Annotated in this window: 15 protein-coding genes; 2 read left to right on the forward strand and 13 right to left on the reverse strand. The window is 58.6% G+C overall.

The genetic code is table 11. From position 1 onward, the window contains the following. Window positions 1–2 precede the first annotated feature (2 nt). The 3 genes from PH558_RS12970 to PH558_RS12980 are packed head-to-tail and all read right to left on the reverse strand — an operon-like array spanning window position 3 to window position 5,791. Window positions 3–824 carry an enoyl-CoA hydratase/isomerase family protein gene (locus PH558_RS12970; RefSeq protein ID WP_113410153.1) on the reverse strand — a complete coding sequence of 274 codons (822 nt, stop codon included), beginning with the start codon at window positions 822–824 and terminating at the stop codon, window positions 3–5. Continuing rightward, entirely contained in the window at window positions 821–4,333 is a 3,513-nt protein-coding gene (locus PH558_RS12975; RefSeq protein ID WP_285204756.1) for an indolepyruvate ferredoxin oxidoreductase family protein, read from the reverse strand. Before PH558_RS12975 ends, PH558_RS12970 begins: the two co-directional genes overlap by 4 nt. Next, on the reverse strand, window positions 4,334–5,791 hold the full coding sequence (locus PH558_RS12980) for an FAD-binding oxidoreductase (RefSeq protein WP_483314150.1): 1,458 nt from the start codon (window positions 5,789–5,791) through the stop codon (window positions 4,334–4,336). A 135-nt stretch (window positions 5,792–5,926) separates the two neighbouring features. Here PH558_RS12980 and PH558_RS12985 point away from each other — a divergent pair, with 135 nt between their 5' ends. Both PH558_RS12985 and PH558_RS12990 read left to right on the forward strand, forming a co-directional pair. Continuing rightward, window positions 5,927–6,673, forward strand: a complete 747-nt coding sequence (locus tag PH558_RS12985; RefSeq protein WP_095433270.1) for a FadR/GntR family transcriptional regulator — start codon at window positions 5,927–5,929, stop codon at window positions 6,671–6,673. A 46-nt stretch (window positions 6,674–6,719) separates the two neighbouring features. Continuing rightward, the gene (locus tag PH558_RS12990) at window positions 6,720–7,715 is read left to right on the forward strand and encodes an MDR family oxidoreductase (protein ID WP_285204757.1); all 996 of its coding nucleotides are present in this window, start codon (window positions 6,720–6,722) and stop codon (window positions 7,713–7,715) included. Window positions 7,716–8,733: 1,018 nt separating this feature from the next. On the opposite strand, the gene virB11 is transcribed toward PH558_RS12990, so the two are convergent. From virB11 to PH558_RS13040, 10 genes are read right to left on the reverse strand one after another with little or no spacing between them, the layout of a single operon-like run. Next, window positions 8,734–9,723, reverse strand: a complete 990-nt coding sequence (gene virB11 / locus PH558_RS12995; protein ID WP_113410156.1) for a P-type DNA transfer ATPase VirB11 — start codon at window positions 9,721–9,723, stop codon at window positions 8,734–8,736. Between the two features lie 8 nt (window positions 9,724–9,731). Then, window positions 9,732–10,901 (reverse strand): type IV secretion system protein VirB10, encoded by a 1,170-nt coding sequence (virB10, locus tag PH558_RS13000; RefSeq protein WP_285204758.1) that lies wholly within the window; start codon window positions 10,899–10,901, stop codon window positions 9,732–9,734. Then, window positions 10,891–11,769 carry a P-type conjugative transfer protein VirB9 gene (gene virB9, locus PH558_RS13005; protein WP_285205015.1) on the reverse strand — a complete coding sequence of 293 codons (879 nt, stop codon included), beginning with the start codon at window positions 11,767–11,769 and terminating at the stop codon, window positions 10,891–10,893. Before virB9 ends, virB10 begins: the two co-directional genes overlap by 11 nt. A 5-nt stretch (window positions 11,770–11,774) precedes the next feature. Beyond that, window positions 11,775–12,446 carry a VirB8 family type IV secretion system protein gene (locus PH558_RS13010; protein WP_113501601.1) on the reverse strand — a complete coding sequence of 224 codons (672 nt, stop codon included), beginning with the start codon at window positions 12,444–12,446 and terminating at the stop codon, window positions 11,775–11,777. Then, a complete protein-coding gene (locus PH558_RS13015; protein ID WP_095436093.1) occupies window positions 12,446–12,733 on the reverse strand; it encodes a hypothetical protein in 288 nt (95 codons plus the stop codon). The genes PH558_RS13010 and PH558_RS13015 overlap by 1 nt, the downstream gene beginning before the upstream one ends. Before the next feature lie 35 nt (window positions 12,734–12,768). Beyond that, complete coding sequence (locus tag PH558_RS13020) at window positions 12,769–13,701, reverse strand: TrbL/VirB6 family protein (protein WP_285204762.1); 933 nt, start codon at window positions 13,699–13,701, stop codon at window positions 12,769–12,771. A 3-nt stretch (window positions 13,702–13,704) separates the two neighbouring features. Then, window positions 13,705–13,938: an EexN family lipoprotein gene (locus PH558_RS13025; protein ID WP_285204764.1), complete on the reverse strand. Its 234-nt coding sequence runs from the start codon at window positions 13,936–13,938 to the stop codon at window positions 13,705–13,707. After that, window positions 13,935–14,630 (reverse strand): P-type DNA transfer protein VirB5, encoded by a 696-nt coding sequence (gene virB5 / locus PH558_RS13030; protein WP_285205016.1) that lies wholly within the window; start codon window positions 14,628–14,630, stop codon window positions 13,935–13,937. Before virB5 ends, PH558_RS13025 begins: the two co-directional genes overlap by 4 nt. Further along, window positions 14,630–16,996 (reverse strand): VirB4 family type IV secretion/conjugal transfer ATPase, encoded by a 2,367-nt coding sequence (locus tag PH558_RS13035; protein WP_285204765.1) that lies wholly within the window; start codon window positions 16,994–16,996, stop codon window positions 14,630–14,632. Before PH558_RS13035 ends, virB5 begins: the two co-directional genes overlap by 1 nt. After that, complete coding sequence (locus PH558_RS13040) at window positions 16,989–17,327, reverse strand: VirB3 family type IV secretion system protein (protein WP_095433291.1); 339 nt, start codon at window positions 17,325–17,327, stop codon at window positions 16,989–16,991. Before PH558_RS13040 ends, PH558_RS13035 begins: the two co-directional genes overlap by 8 nt. Window positions 17,328–17,329 lie beyond the last annotated feature (2 nt).

Consider the following 17,329-nt stretch of genomic DNA (forward strand, 5'->3'; position numbering starts at 1 on the left):
GGTCAGTCGAGCCCCTTGAACGGGGCATCGCGGAACTCGAGATATTCCTTCAGTGACATCTTCTGCAGGTTGCGCATCCACTCCTGCCCATCGCGACTGACATGCAGAGCGGCGATGGCGTGGACGTTGAAATCGAAGGATGTCATCAGGCCAGCGGCGATCTGCTGGTTGTTGATGGAGGACTTGGCGAACTTGATGGCCGGCACGGGCATGCGGGCCAGCTTGCGCGCCAGGTTCTCGGTCTTTTCCCTCAATTGATCGGCGGGCACGATCTTGTTGATGAGATGCATGCGCAAGGCCTCCTCGGCATCGACCAAATCGCCTGTGTACATCAGCCAGCGCACGTCACGGGTGGCTAGCAGCCAGGGCATGAACAGTGCCGGCGGGCCGGAATTGTGCCGCACCTCTGGCTCGCCGAACTTCGCATTGTCGCTGGCAATGGCCAGATCGCAGGCCATCATCAGCTCAAGCGCACCCGCAAGCGCATAACCGTTCACGGAAGCGATGACCGGGATTGGTGCCTTCCAGATGTTGAGGAGCGCCTGGGCGTTCTCCGACATGTCCGCATGCCAGTCCTCGATATCGACATCGTAATCGGCGCCTTGAAGATCATAGCCGGACGAGAATGCGCGGCCCGCCCCCGTGATGATGAGCGCGTTGACATCCTTGTCGGCGACAGCCATGGCGACAGCGCGATCGATTTCGCGCACCGTCGTCTTGTTCATGGCATTGAGCTTTTCAGGACGATTGATGGTGATCGTCGCGAATTTATCGTGTCCGTCCTTCTCGTAAAGGATCGTCTCGAAGGTTTCGGAAGTGCTCATATGCTTTTCCTCTTGGCCGCGTCCTGATCCGGCATCGTTGTTCGTTTCTCGTCATTGGCTGGTGCTGCAAGCAAGACCGCCATCTTCTTTTCATAGCGCTCGATCGACGCCATCTTGACGGGGCCGAATCCCTTGATCTCTTCCGGCAGCCGGGCAAGCGCGACGGCATGGCCGTGTGTTTCGACGGAAAGCTGTCTCGTGAGATCCTCGATCATCGCCTGATAGTCAGCGATCAGGCGCCGCTCCATCCGGCGCTCTTCGGTATAGCCGAAGGGATCCAGCGCCGTGCCGCGCAGGAAGCGCAGCTTTTCCAGAAGCGCGAAGGCCGGGCCGATCACTTTCTGCGGGATGGCGATCTTCGCCGGATTTCCGGTGCGTTTGTCGATCCGCCGCGACAGGATTGGTGGCGCCAGATGATGCTTGATGCTGAAGTCGCCTTCGAACTGCGCTTCGATCGCAGCCTTGAAGCTTCGGTCGCGGTGCAGACGCGCCACCTCGTATTCGTCCTTGTAGGCCATCAGCCTGAAGGCGTTTTTGGCGACGGCCATTGCAAACTCCTCGCTGGCCGTGAGCCTGTTTTCGGCCTGCCGCGCAGCATCGACCAGTGCCCGGTATCGGCGCGCATAGGCGGCGCTCTGATACGCGACGAGAAAAGCCTCACGGCGCTTGATGATCGTGTCGAGTGTCTCTGCGGGCTTGACCTCGGCTAGATCGGCTCCCGCAGCGCTGGCGACGATATCGGGGGAGATCGCCGAGCGACGGCCCCAGCCGAAGGCGGCACGGTTCATCGCAACGCCGGTCCCATTGAGTGCAATCGCCTGATCGATGGAGGCGAGGCTGACCGGCACCAGGCCGCGCTGCCATGCATGACCAAGCAGGAACATGTTGGCTGCAATCGCATCGCCCATCAGCGCCGCACCAAGCTTGGTCGCCGAGACGAGGTGAACGGCATCTTCGCCCGCTGCGCGGCGCAACGTTTTGAGCGTCGCTTCCTGCTGGAAATCGATCGCCGTATTCTGGACGAAAGACGCCGTCGGCGCGAAGTGATTGTCGAGAACGGCGTGCGTACGGCCAGCGCCAAAGGTCGATAGCGCACTGCGACCGGCCGACACCACGATGTCGAAGCCAAGTACCAGATCGCTTTCCCCTACGCCGATGCGGACCGACGACAAAGCGCCAGCCGTCCGCGCCACGCGAAGATGCGAAATGACGGCCCCGTTCTTCTGCGCAAGCCCCGTTTGATCCAGCGTCTGCACAAAAAGCCCATCGAGATGCGCCGCCATGGAGAGGACGGCGCTGACGGTAATCACCCCCGTCCCGCCGATACCGGCCAACAGCATATTATAGGGCTGTGCTCCGATATCCGTCAGAACGGGTAGCGGCATGTCATCGAATGTCGCTTGCTGAGCTTTCGCAGCCGGCTTTCTGATCTTTCCGCCCTCTACCGTGACGAAGCTCGGACAGAAGCCCTTGATGCAGGAAAGGTCAGTATTGCAACTCGACTGGTTGATCTTGCGCTTACGGCCAAACTCCGTTTCCTGCGGTTCGATCGAGATGCAGTTGGAAACGGCCGAGCAATCGCCGCATCCTTCGCAGACCAGTTCGTTGATGAAGGCTCGCTTGTCCGAGACCGCCAGCGCCCCGCGCTTGCGACGCCGGCGCTTCTCTGCCGCACAGACCTGATCGTAAACCAGCACCGTCACCCCGTCGATCTCGCGCAACTCACGCTGCACCTGATCGAGTTCGTCGCGATGGTTGACCGTGACATTGCGAGGCAAGCGGCCCTGCCAGACCTCCGGCCGCTCGGCGACGACAGCCACTCTCGCAGCCCCTTCGGCCAGCATCTGGCCGACGATACCGGGAACAGAGACCTCACCATCGTGCTTTTGACCGCCGGTCATGGCGACGGCATCGTTGTAGAGGATCTTGTAAGTGGCGTTGACTTTGGCGGCGATCGCGGCCCGGATCGCAAGCAGGCCCGAATGAAAATAGGTGCCGTCGCCCATATTGACGAAGATATGCTTTTCATCGGTGAACTGAGAAAGCCCGATCCATGCACCGCCCTCACCCCCCATCTGGGTAAAGGTCGAGGTGTTCCTGTCCTCAAGCCCGATGACCATCATGTGGCATCCGATACCGGTCGAGGCACGGCTTCCTTCCGGCAGTCGGGTCGAGACACTGTGCGGACAGCCGGAGCAAAAATAAGGATCACGCCTGAGTGCCGGGCTTTCCGTCACGCTGGCTGCAACAATTGCCTCCATTTCCCGCGACCGGCTATCGAGATCGTCGGCCTGTGGCCCGAGCACAGCACGGATGGCCCTCGCGACGGCCACCGCATCGATCTCGCCGACGGCGGACAGGAGCGGCGTGCCCGCCGGCCCGAGTTTGCCGAATACTCTCGGCCTCTCATCGGACGGCATGTTGAAGAGCAGAGCTTTGATCTGGTCTTCCATGATCGGACGCTTTTCTTCGATGACCAGCAGCGTCTCGACCTCGGCGGCAAACCGTGCGATCCCCTCCGGCTCGATTGGCCAGACAAGTCCCACCTTGTAGAGCCGGATGCCGAGCTCTCCTGCGCGCCGCTCGTCTATGCCGAGGCGCGAAAGCGCGCCCATCAGATCGAGCCAGGATTTGCCAGTCGAGACGATGCCAAGACGCGCCTCGGTGCGTTGCCCCTGCCAGATGGTGCGGTCGAGCCCGTTTTGACGGGCAAATCTATGGACGGCAGAAAGCTTGTCTTCCAACCGGCGCTCCATCGCATGCGGCCCGTCAGGCCAGCGAAGCGACAGATTGCCTTGCGCATCCGGATAGACGATCGCGGGATGAGCCGGATCGAGATGGACAGTTGCCGTGCATTCGACAATCTCGGTCTGGCATTTGAAGCCGATCCATGCACCCGAATAGCGGCTAAGCGCAAATCCCAGCAAACCGTAGTCGATATATTCCGCGACGCCGGCGGGCGACAGCAGAGGCACCATGGCCGATATCAGGTTGTGCTCGCTCTGATGCGGCAAGGTCGAAGAGACGGCGCCATGATCGTCGCCAACGAGCAGCAGCACGCCACCATTCGGGTTGGTGCCGACGGCATTGGCATGCCGGATCACATCCATGGTGCGATCGACGCCCGGGCCCTTGCCGTACCACATCGAGAAGACACCGTCGTAACGGACGCCGGAGAACATCGCCGTTTGCTGCGTTCCCCATACAGCCGTCGCCGCCATGTCCTCATTGAGGCCGGGCTGAAAACGGATATGGTTCTGGTCGAGATAGGTCTTGGCGCGCGCCATCTCGCGGTCGAAGCTTGCGAGCGGCGAACCGCGATAACCGGAGACGTAACCGGCAGTATTGAGGCCCCTTGCCAGATCGCGCTGCCGCTGGATCATCGGGAGACGCACCAGCGCCTGTGTGCCCGACACGAGGATTTTTCCATGATCGACCGTATACCGGTCGTCAAGGCTCGGGCTTTTTTCACTGGGCAATGCGCGGGTCGTCTCGGACAGGTTCAGCATCTACGCACGCTCCGGCACGCCCGGCGACGGCATGTCGAAAACTCGGCCGGGATTGAGAATATTGTTGGGATCGAAGGCGGCCTTCAGGCGGCGCATGGCATTCATCTCGGCGGCACTTCGCCCGAGAGGCAGCCACTTCTTCTTCTCAAGGCCAATTCCGTGCTCGGCGGAAATGGCGCCATCGACACGGATCACGGCAGAAAGAGTTATGTCGGCGATCCGCTCATGATGGTGAGTGCGAACAAGAAAATGCAAATTGCCGTCGCCGAGATGGCCGAAAATATAGATCGCGGCGTTCGGATCGGCGGCCGCGATCTCATCGCTGGCAGCATCAAGGAAGGCCTGCATGTTGGACAAGGGCAGGCTGACATCGAAGCCGGAGACGTGGTCCATCGAGAAGATGAATTCACTGGCAGCCTCGCGAAGTTTCCAGATTGCGTGATACTCGCGCAGCGACCCCGAAACAGCCACGTCCATCACGATTCCGCTTTCGTAGCATGCCATAAGCGCCTCGGAAAAACGCTCCCGATCGCCGACCTCGTCCTGTCCCTGCATCTCCACAAGGGCGTACATCCCCGCACCTGCCGCGACAGGTGGCTGAGCACCGGTCAACGACAAAACCCCGTCATAAACATTCGGAAAAATCACTTCGAAGGCCGACAGCGACGAGCCGAGCGCAGAACGCAAATGCTTTAGAAGGGCAATAGCGGCACTTAACGACGGCAATCCGCAAAAAGCATTCGCTTGCGACCGCGGCTCGGGATGCAGCCGCAAACATGCCCGCGTGACCACGCCAAGCACACCTTCGCTTCCGATGAAGAGCTGATTGAGATCGAAGCCTGAATTGTCCTTGGGCAATCCCTTCAAGCTGGTCAGGACCGAGCCATCCGCCAGCACAACCTCAAGGCCCAGAACCTGGGACCGATACATGCCATAGCGCAGGACACGAATACCGCCCGCATTGGTGGCAACATTACCGCCAACCGTGGACGTGCCGCGCGCGCCGATATCGACACCGAAAAACAACCCGCAGCCTGCCGCAGCCTCCTGCACCGACTGAAGCGTAACGCCGGCCTCTGCGATGATAGTGGCGGCATTCTCATCCACAGGCGACAGGTTCACCATTCGCTCAAGCGAAAGCGACACTTCGCCGACATGGGGCCTCGCCCCGCCCGCAAGGCCCGTCCTGCCGCCTTGGACGACGACCGGCTGACCCAGACGATTGCATTCTTCAAGAATAGCGGACACTTCCGCCGTATCCGTGGGCCGGAAAACGATTATCGGGCGCTCACCGCGCTCGTCGGTTGCGTCACCACGGTAGCCATCGCCGACGTCGTCGCCAGCGAGAACCGCCTTACTACCGATCCTTCCATTCAGACGGCGCAACAATTCTGCATGCCGGCCGATAGGCGCGCAGGCACCTTGGGCGATCTCCGCCCGACCAGTCGATCCGCCCAATTTCGTTCCCCTTGGTTATCTGGATCGAGGGCAGGTTATCGTCTATCTGATATTTGTCAAACCTATATTCAATTTTTCAGTGGCGTTTTCGAAGAGGCCATGGCATCTATGAAGTCGAGGTAAGGGCGACAATCGATGACGTTGAAATTTGATGAGGTCGTGAGGGCTGGCATCGCCAAGCAGGTTGCGGAGAACATAAAGTCCGCGATCATGGATGGCCGCCTGAAGATCGACGAACGGCTCCCCACGGAAGAGGATCTCGCGAGAAGCTTCGGCATATCGCGGCCGACCGTGCGCGAGGCGCTGAAACGCCTGGCAGCGCAAAACCTCATCCATTCGAGGCGTGGCCCACTCGGCGGAAACTTCGTCAAGAGGCCGGATCCGGAAGGTCTTTCCAACGCGATCACCGCAGCAGCAACCCTGCTTGTCGGCATCGGCGCCTTCGATATCGATGAGATCATTACGGCCCGGCTTGAGACGGAGACGATCTGTTGCAGGCTCGCCTGCGAAAATCACGGCGCTGCCGATCTGGAGCGAATGGCGGCGGAGATCGAGATCCAGCGCGACGAGACGATCAGTGACGAGGACTTCTGTGCATCCGACGTGCGCTTTCATCGCGCTCTGGTGGATTCCACCTGCAATGGCCCGCTGAAGCTGATGATGTACACGGTGATCGAGTCCTTCATTCCCATCACCAACATGATCGTGTTCCGGGTTCGCGAGCGCCGCAAGGTCGCTGGCTTTCACCGGCAGATCATGGAGGCCGTCGCCAAGCGCGATACCGGGACAGCGACAAGGGCATTGGCGGACCTGCTAGCCTACATTCGCAACAGCTACGCAACCGCGATGGACGCACGCGACAGGTTGAAGGCGCAGCCTTAGACCTGACAAGGCGAACGGCCGATTTCAAGTGTAAGAAAGGGGACGCATGTCCGATACATTCCAGGCAATGGTCATCGACATGGCCGATGGCAAGCCGCAGGCCGGCTTCCGCCAGCTTTCACTCTCCGATCTGCCGGATCATGATGTTCTCGTCGAGGTTCATTATTCGACCGTCAATTACAAGGATGGTCTGGCCCTCACCGGCAAAGGACGGATCGCCCGGCGTACCCCCATGGTCGGAGGTATCGACCTTGCCGGAATCGTGGTTGAATCCCGATCCGACAAATGGGCGCCCGGCGACAAGGTCATCGTCAACGGCTGGGGTCTGTCTGAAACAGAATGGGGGGGATATTCGCGATTTCAGCGCCTGAAAGCGGAATGGCTGATCGCGCTGCCCGAAACCTTCAGCCTTTCGCAGGCAATGGCAATTGGAACGGCCGGCTACACGGCCGCGCTTTGCGTCAATGCACTTGAGGATTGGGGCACGATCGCCAACGATGATCGCGAAATTCTCGTGACCGGTGCGGCGGGCGGTGTCGGCTCGGTGGCGATCAGCCTGCTTGCGGACAAGGGATATAAAGTAATCGCATCGACCGGCCGCCCCGAAACGCGGGACTATCTCGGATCGCTCGGCGCGAACGCTTTCGTTGACCGGGCATCGCTTTCAGAAAAGGGCAGCCCTCTACAAAAGGAGCGCTGGGCCGGCGTGGTTGATTCCGTCGGCTCGACGGCGCTCGCAAACGCACTTTCACAGACCGTCTACGGCGGGGCGGTTGCTGCCTGCGGCCTTGCGGGGGGCGCAGACCTGCCGACAACGGTACTCCCGCATATCCTGCGCGGCGTGGCACTGCTTGGCATTGATTCCGTTATGGCGCCGATGCTCAAACGCATCCGCGCATGGCAGACCCTAGCCGAACATCTGAAAGCGGAAAGGATCGGGACATTGGCGAGGATCGAGCCCTTCTCCAAGCTTCCGAGCCTCGCTCAGGATATCGTCGAGGGCAAAATCAGGGGGCGTGTCGTGGTGGAAATCGCACCGTAAGGCCCAGCGCGATCTAACGACACGCGCCATTCCCAGATGTCACGCCAAGAATGAGCAGCCGTTGCAATCGGCTCTCATCTCGCAGCAATCGCCTTACATCAACTAGATTGCCGGCGCCTCGAAGCATGCACTGTGGATAGTTTGTATTAGGAGGTTACGCCCGACCAACCTCATCCCAAGGCACAAAAGCTAGCCATGGGCTACGAAGTCATCTCTGAGGGCGAGAGCATCTTTTCGACCGCGTAGATCAAGGAATCCCCGCTCGCGGCGTCCGACGTCGTATTGTTCACTTTCGGTCATGCGGCGAATGTTTATCGCGGCGGTATGTTCAGCGGGAACCAGAGACGGTCAGCTTAAACCCTCAGGATCTCGATCGCCGCCCGTAAGACCCCGGACATGAACTTACGGACGGATAGTACAGCGGTTCCATGGGCGGACTTCCTTCCTCATCGAAAAACAAGTTACATCATCGAAGAATGATTATTTTCGAGGCATGAAATCGAAAATCGCTTAGATTCGATCAATCATATCGAAAATTGATTATGCTGGACATGCGCCTCATCGAAACCGCAAGTTTCGCATCGAAAATCGATTAGAAACAGGGATCGATATAGAAATCCAATTAGAATCCCTTCGCGACTGAGGAACTCGGCTTTTCGCTCAACAACGCACGAAAAGCGTCATACCAAGTTGGTGATGCTGCGACCCAACCGGATCACCACCACGAAATTCAAATATTTGTACCCCAATGCTCTCTATTTTCGTTGCATAATCCGCGGGCAACTACGAGGCCGTGTGACCAAACATGGCATGCGGCCTTGGAGAGCGCTCACGTACCCCGAATTTCGCATGCACATCGGCCTTTTTCCGGTCCAGTTTTCCGATGAACGAGGCCGTTCGCCGAAGCCGAGGAAGACAAGGCACCGGATAAATCTGGTTAGGCCTGTTTTCCGTTTACAAGGAACCTCGGCTGAAGCGAACAAACCAAAATTCAGGAACCAATCATTTCTCCGCTCGATCACGGCTTGAAATAAATCTCGCTCACCCGAAATCGCCCATCGATCCGCTTGCACTGGACAATGATATCGATCGCGACCTTGAGCAAACTACGAACATCGCCGCGCTCAAGGTCACGACCTCCTTCCGACTCTTTGACAAGCAACGTCAGTTGTTCGAACGCCAGGGCCGCGGAATCGGCATGCACCGTTGTGATCGATCCAGGGTGTCCTGAATTGACATTGCGGATGTAGTAGAAGGCTGAGCCGTCGCGCAGCTCCTGTAGAAGAATGCGATCGGGTCGCATCCTGAGACCCGATTCGAGCAAATCTTTCGCGCTGATTTTCGCCAGCCCCTGCCCTCCTTTCGAGTAGAAGAGCCTGACATGATTGGGCTGCGAGATGACCAGCTCCGGCGTATCCTCGATCGAGATTATCCGCTCATGCTCCGGGATATGCCGGATCAATGCCTTCGACAGGGTGGTCTTGCCCGATCCGGTCGCGCCCGAGATGATGATATTCTTGCGCGCAAGAACCGCCGCACGCAGAAACGTCGCGTAATTGCCCGCCTTGAGGATGTTGCCCAACCCCGTATTGGAGGATTCGCTATGACGGTTCGGCGAGGAGACATTGGAAAATAATCCACCCGCTTCGAGATCATCCAACGTCAGCGTCACCGACGACGGCTTTCTGATCGTGATGCTGACCGTGCCTTTAGTCGTTGCCGGCGGAACAACGATCTGGATCCGCTCTTCATCTGGCAAGGTGGCCGACAGGATCGGCCGAGCCTCGTCGATTGCCTGGTTCGCATAGCTTGCAATGGCCCGGGCCAGACGCATGAGTTTCTCGAAGCTGAGATCCGGCAGTGCATGATGCCGCCATCCTTCCGTTCCCTCGGTCAGGACTTCACCCGGGCGGTTGACGACGATCTCATAGAGCGAGGTATCCTTCAGGAAGCGAGACAGTGGCAAAAGCAATTCACGCACGACCCCGGCGTCTGAAGCTTCCGTCATCTTCCGCTCTACTTCGTCACGAGCATCGATCGAGACCTGAAATCCCCCGATACCGCCCGATCGAGAATCCTGTTGCGGGGTTCGGTGACACGCAGACTATAAACGTCGGAAAAATCGAGATCGCGGGCGACAAAAATTGAGACGAGCTCACCCTGATGCTTTGTCAATGTCGGCACAATATTGATGGATTGCTCGACGGCGATCGCTGCTGCCTGCTGGCCAGCCGTCGTCGTATTCTGCGCTTGAACGTCACTATCCTGCAGCCGGCTGCCGGCATAGGTCGTCGCATCGCCAACGATGGAGAGCAGGATGGCGCTGCCGAAGCGCTCCCACCAATGCGTGTCGACATAGCCATCCATGCCGGCCCGCCCGAGTGCGTCGGTCGCGGGCGAGGCGAGTGTAATAATCACACCTTTTGGCGTCTTTGCGCGATTCCAAAGCATGAACAGACGCTTCTGGCCGCGGTTCAAGCCGCCTCGATATTCTCCGACGATCTGTGTTCCTTTCTCCATCAGAACCACGCGGCCGTTGTCGGAAAGCACATCGCGATTGATGACGCAGCTGGCGAAGCCCGGCTGGTCGGAGGCGAGCGCCGTCTCCAGCACGCACGGAATGGAAGTTCCCATCGCGACAATGAAGTCGCGGTTGCCGAGCGTGCCGGCGCGTGATCCTTCCAGATGAGTCGGCGTCAACATCCTATTGAAACGCTGGTCCTCGGCTTCAGATTGAGCGCCCCCGAGGCTGCCAGGAACAGGAAGGTAATTGGAACCGGGGTCTTGCGACATGGCGGCTGCCGTGTCGCGGCGTTGCGATGAGGATTGCTGTCCATTATAGGCCATGACAGGCGCACGGCGGGCGGAGTCCAACAAAGTGTCCTCAGCAGGCGTGACCCGCTCCTTTGGCACGGGTGTGGGTAGCAGCGCCTCGGGAAGTGGTGAAGCCGGCCTTACTTCTTCCTTCGCTGGCTCGAAGTCAGCCGTCTGACGAATAACGACATGGTCGGGCTCTTTCGTCTCAGCCTTTTGCCGCTCACGCATCGACCACAGCGAAAACGCAACAAAGGCGACCATCGCTAGAGCCACGCCACCGCGCTTCAGGAATGGACGGCCCTCAGTTCGCTGGTTGACATCCGTCTCGGCGCGCTCACCTGGGATACGATCTTCCGCCTCATCCACCATGGGCTCCTCCTGTTGCGGCACCAGCCGTCTGCGCTTTCACGACGCGCTCGACCGAAGGCGATGTCGTATTGGTGTTGGGATCGATGCCCGTCGGATCGTAGGCTTCGTTGAAGATGCAGAGCACGTCTCCTCCCCGCCGCAGAATGAATTTGCGGCCGATCGCATGAACGAGCACGAGATCACCGGCCACCGACTTAGGTACCAGGCTCTCAGTGCCGTCGGAGTTTTCCATATAGATTGCCGGGATTTCCTGATTGCCGGTGAAGGCGATGGTCGTGATTTTGCCGTTGTCATAAACAGCGTTCGGTTCCAGGGCGCCTGATCCCTGCGCCGAATAACGCCAATTGCGCGGTCCAGATTGCTCGTGCAAAGCCAGCACTGTGTCGGCTTGTCCGGCTTGTGCTGCCTGGCTTTGCGCGAGCGCCTCCTGACGACGACGTTCGGCATCATCGGCTGGATAGCGATATTTGACATAGAAGTAAGTGTCCTGGCCGGCGGCAACTGAACCGTCTCGGACCGTCAACTCCATCTGGTAACTGCGCGTTGAACCGTCACGACGTGTCGTGACCACGGATATGTTGGTGACCGGCTGGTTCTCTCGCGCCTTCAGGAAGAGGATATTGCCGGCCGGCGCCACCTCCCAAGCGACCGTGTTGCCAAGCGCCACATGGGCAATTTCCTCGTCGGCGGCAAACTCCACCTGGACGGAGGAGCGCAATGAGCCCACGATCCTGGTAATATTGTAAGGCTGATAGTCGACGAAGCGGACCCGACTGTCCTGGGAGGCGCCGCGCGGCGTTTCCAGCGCAAGGGCTGCCGATGGCCAGCTAGCGGTCAGGAGCAGTGCAATCAAACAATGATGTTTCAGATGTTTCAATTGATGGCCTCCGGATCGGATCGATAGTCGCTGACGGCGAAGCCGAGCGGATTTATCAACCGGTCGGTCGAGGACATTGGAGCATTCACATAGGAGAAGGTAAGCGTTGCCACCCAATGGGTCGTATGGGTCTCGTCACCGCGGGTGATGGTACGCATATAGCGAACAGACAGGACATTGGCGTTGATCAGCGAGATGGAAACGATGTTGATCCGCGATGTGGCGCCGCGACCGTAGATATTTTGCGGGGAATCTGGATTGCCGCCGCGATAAATCGCGGCAAAGCGGGTCTGTTCCGGCGCCGTTGAGAGCAGCGAGACCGTGCGAAAATTCTCCTCCGCCTCGCTCCAGACATAACCTTCGCGGGCACGAACATAGCGGGCGGCGAAATATTTGGTCACCGCTTCGTCGTAGGTGCCAGCGGTCGACTTGAGTGCCGAAACGACATCGACGATACCGGTGGAATTGTCGACTCTCACGACAAAAGGCTCGACTGTCTTGAGCGGTGTCAAACCCGCGACGGCGAGGGTCGAAATCGCCGCGATAATGCCCGCCCCGGTGGCTACGAACCAAGCGATCCGGGCCGAACGTTCTATCTGGATCATGCGGTCCTGGTCGAAACGCCGGGCCTTATCGAAATAATCCTTGAGACTGTCCGTCGTCACCATCACTGCGGCCCTCCGCATCGGCGATAGGAGTGGCCGACATCAAAATGCGCGAAGGCGGCGGGAACGATACCTGGCTTTTCCTCGACATAGGCGGGTGGCTTGCCACCGGACTGTGCCGGCGGAGAGTGACGAGGTTGCGGCGTGGAGCGACTATCGCTGTCCCATTGCCACATGGCGCGATTGAGCGGCCGGCGCGAATAGCCGTCGCATTTGGGCAAGGGATAGGAATGTGACGCGCAACCGCCGAGCGTCGATGCCACACAAAAGAGCACGAATATTCGGATCATCGTGAACCATCTTGTTGCTTGCTTGAAGTTCCACATTAGCCGGCTCTTTCGGAACGAAAGCTGCGGCGAACGGCACGTGCACCCCGACCAGTCGCTCGCGCCATGTAGGTAGCACCTCGGGCGAGCGTGCCTTCATGCGCGTCGCGTGCCGCGCCATAACCGTAGGTGAGCGACGCTCCGCCCGCGGCAAGTGCCGAGGCGATGCCCGGAAGCTGGTAAAAGACGTAGAGGGAGGCCAGGCAAATGGCGCCGAGCGCAACGGGTCGCATGAGCACGTCGCTGTAGCTCTCGATCATCGTGAAGGTGGAGTCGATACAAGTAATGAGTAGCGAGCCAACCGCCACGACCAGTACCTGCAGTATCACGAAGTTGGCGAGTTGCCCGATCCAGGCTTCGGTAAAGCGGCGGGTCGAGCGAAACATGGCGAGCGCCACGAAAATCGGGCCGATAGCGAGCACGATTGCCAGTGCGAGACGGGCATAGAGCGAGACAATGTAACCGATCGCGGCAACCACGAAACTTGCCAAGATGACCAGCATGCCACCGAAGCCGGTGACGATGTCGACTCCCCATGAGGCGCGCGCCCAGATCTCGTGTGCGCATTTCTGACCTTTATCCAATAGGCTGTCGAAGGTCGAGGCGCTTGGTATCGTGCCAGAGTTCAACGCCTGTGAAATCTCCTTGGGCAATGTGTCGAAGAAGATGCGGCCGACGTAAGTCTGGTACTCGCCGGCATTCGTGACCAGCATCAGGATGATGGCAAGCTTCATTGCCCGAAAAGCGAAATCCATGATCGGTTCGTGGACTGATCCACGCAGAATCAGGAAGCCGTAGAGGATGACATAAAGTGTCAATGCCGCCGTCAATGGCCCGGTGACCCAGCTGGCGATATTCGACGTACCTGACGATATGAAATTCTCCAGCGGCGCCTTGAACTGCCCATCGACGAAGGCAAAGATCTGATACATGCCTCAGCCTCCGAGTGCTTTGCCCATACGTTCCATGCGGGATTTCCAATCAGCCGCCTCGGCATTCACGCAATTCGGCGTTGCTCGCAACTCGCCGGGATTGCTTTTGCATTTGGCGATGAGATCCGACAGCAGCGTCTGGTTGGCCATCAACTCATCGACCGAATAAGTGCGCTCGGGCTGCTTCGAGCAGCCGAACAAAGAGAGACCGAGTGTGAGGAGAACAAGAAACTTCATTGAAGGGCCGCTCCCATTGTATCCATGCGCTTGCGCCAATCCTCGGCCCTGCGCTGTTCATCGACCTGAACCTGGGCCTGCTGCACCATCTGCAATCCCTGCATCCTCAGCATATCGGTCTGGAGAAAGGCCGTTTCGGCCTGCAGCCGCGCCTGCAGATCGGCGATGTCCTTGGCGCCGCTCGCCGAAGAGATTTGCCGGCGTAATTGATCGATCCCGTCGATCCGCTTGGTCGCGGTATCGTAGATTTGCTGGGCTAGGCTCATCTGCCCTGCATTCTTGTTCTGAAGACGCGAAAGTTCTTGAGCATAAAAGTCATTGGCGCTCGTTTTGTAGGTCGAATTGTCGGTCAAGAACTTGGAGGCGGCATCGCCAAGCGTGCCTGAACCCGAGCCCTTGAGCAGGCTTTCGACGGTAGAAAAATCCCCTGGCAATGCCTTGCGGATCGCCGGATCGTTCAGCAGGCTGGCGACGTCGGCCATATTGGTCAGCTTGTTTAACGAGCCGTAGAGCTGCTGGGCCTGCTGGAGTTGTTGGTTCAGCGCATCAAGCTGCGATTTCAGCTGGGTTATGCTTTCGATCTGCTTGGCGATCGCCGTTTGGTCGATCACCGGGATACCCTGCGCGTCAGCGACGTGGAAAGAAAGAAACAGTACTATCGCTGTGATGGGAATCGTTCTGCTCTGCGCCATCAGCTTGCACTCCTTGTCTGTTGGAATATCCGCAGCCATTCGTCCCGGTCATCGCCAAGCTCCGCCCGGATCGCCTCGGCAAGTTCGACGTTTGCCGTTCGCCCGGACAGGATTGCGAGCTCATCGCCGAAACCGTTGAGATTGAGCTCGGCGACAACGCTGTTGTGACCCTGTTTAACGATAAAGCGCCGGCTTTCGGCGGAGAGCTCGCGGGCAACCAGCTCGAATTCGCGTTCAGTGAGCTTGAAGCCACTGACGTAGTCGTCTCGATCACCGCGGGAATTCGGCAGGAAAACCTGTGTTGGGCACTGTTCGATGATTGTGTGCGCGATCGGCGAGTTGATCACGTCTCGCGGGCTTTGCGTGGCGAAGAGCATCAAGCCGTTCTGCTTGCGAATGGTCTTGAGCTTATTCTGGGCAAGATCAAGAAAGCTCTCGTCCTGCAGCGCCTTCCAGAACTCGTCGATAACGATGATGATCCGTCGGCCATCGATCAATTGCTCGACCCGATAGAAAAGATAAGCCATCAAGGGATTACGGATTTCCTCGTTGTCGAGAAAATCGGTCATGTCGTAGCCGAGAAATTTGGCGCCGATACCGATCTGATCGGCCTCGTTGTCAAAGACCCAACCCAGCGGCCCGCCTTTTTCCCACCGACGCAGGCGCGCGGCGATCCCTTCCGGATCAGTATTGTTGAGAAAGGTGCGCAAAGCGCCGATCGTGCGCTGATTTTTCGGCAGATCGGCAAGACCATCGATCGCGAGCGCGATATCGCTGACATCGCCGACCGAAAAATCACGCACCGCCGCACCGGCTAGCTTGGCGATAAACCGTGCCAGGAATATCTTGTTCTCCGGTGTCAGCTCTAAGGCTTTCAGCGGTGCGCATCCGGTCGGCAGCCCGTTCTTCAGCGGCAAATAGGTACCACCAGCAGCCCGGACGAAGAGGTCGGCGCCACGATCCTTGTCGAAGAAGACCATGTGCGGGTCATGCTTTTCGAGTTGCGATAGCATGAAATTGAGAAGTACGGTCTTGCCAGCACCCGACGGACCGCAGACGAAGGTGTTGCCGAGATCGCCATAGTGGAAATTGAAATAGAACGGCGAGCCCGACGCCGTCTTCAGCATGGCGACGGCCGGTCCCCATTCGTTGCCATCCTTCCTACCCATGGGATAGGAATGAAACGGAGAAAGCGCTGCAAAATTCCGCGAAGTGATCGCACCGGAACGAGCCCGATACCGAAAATTACCGGGCAGTTGTGCCCACCATGCAGCTTCGAGCCCTAGATCCTCGCGGGCCACGACAGCGCCACCATTGGTCAGATGCGAGCGCGCCTTCGCAAGATTGTCAGCAAGGTCTTTGACAGACGAAGCGAAGACCCCGAGGGTGAGATGGTGTTCGCCGAGCACGAAACGGTTCGATTCCAGCTCGTCCATTGCCGCATCAAGCTCTTCAATCTGGGAGGCTGCCTTGTCGGCCGCACTCACCATTTGGTTCTGCTTGCGGCCCATGATGGTGCGGGCATCGGTTTTGGACGTGAACGCGAAGGACTGAGTGAGGATCAGTTCGAAAGGTGCCGTCAGGATGCCGTCCAGCATACCGACGCGGGTTCTCGCCGGATATTCCTTGAAACCGAACATGCCCGCATAACGGCTTGTCCCTTCATCGCGGATCTCGACAGTCTCGCGCCCGAAGATCACACGATCGGAATAGATCGCCGAGGAGATCCTTCCTTCCGTCAATGGGATCGGTTCTCGGCGGCCGCCGATCAACTGATGCAGCACCTCGCTCGGTTCGGAAAACAGGATGCCGTTCCGATCGTAGAATGACAGCACACGGGGGCCGAAGCGTCTCAGTCCCGCGGTGACATCGGTGACCTTGTCCCGCAGATGCTTCAGGCTGTCCTCATCGAGCTCGACCGCAGCTCGTTGGGCCTTGCGAAGCCGTGACAGCAAATTTGCAAGCCGCTCGGCCGGATCGTGCCCGGGATGCCAAAGCAGGGTGAGATAGAGATCGTTGCGAAACAGGTCTTCTCTTATCATCCGCTCGCGATATTTGCCGTTCAACGTTGCCGAGAAGGGATTGGTGAATTCGCCATCGGGATAGGTGTTATCGCGCCGGCGGATGAGATGGGTCCAGATTGCCAGACGCTCGTCCGCAATGTTGCGGTAGAGCGTGTTGAGATCGCGCTGCAGGCTGTTCAAATCGATAGGATCGATCGTCTCGAACGATACGCCCTCCACGGCGATCATCGTTAGCAACGCCCTGGAATCGAGTGCGATCACGGTCTCGTCCACGTGCCGGACATAAGGGATGAAGGTTTCCGGCTCGAGTTCACGGGATTTGAGACGGGACACATTAGGCATGGCCAAGGTCCCTTTCGTCATAGTGTCGCACTAGCCTCAACGGCGTCAGCGAAGCACCACGCCAATAGGCGCCGTTGCGCGAACGACCACGGGTTTCGATCCAGGCCAGCAGAATGCGGAACATGTTGTGGTCATGCTTGACGAGCGAGCGAAAAATGAAATGAAAGACCACACCGACAAGCCCATAGGCAATCGAGCCAGCTACAATGTAGAGGATCGTCGTCAGTATAATGTTGACGCCCATGGCCTCCATCGTCACCCCGGCGATCATCGCCGGCCGAGTGCAGGCTAGGAACAGGGTATCTTCCTCAAGCGAAACCCTCTCCACCATAA

Origin of the sequence: Rhizobium pantanalense, from assembly GCF_030182525.1 — a bacterium.
Taxonomy (GTDB): domain Bacteria; phylum Pseudomonadota; class Alphaproteobacteria; order Rhizobiales; family Rhizobiaceae; genus Rhizobium.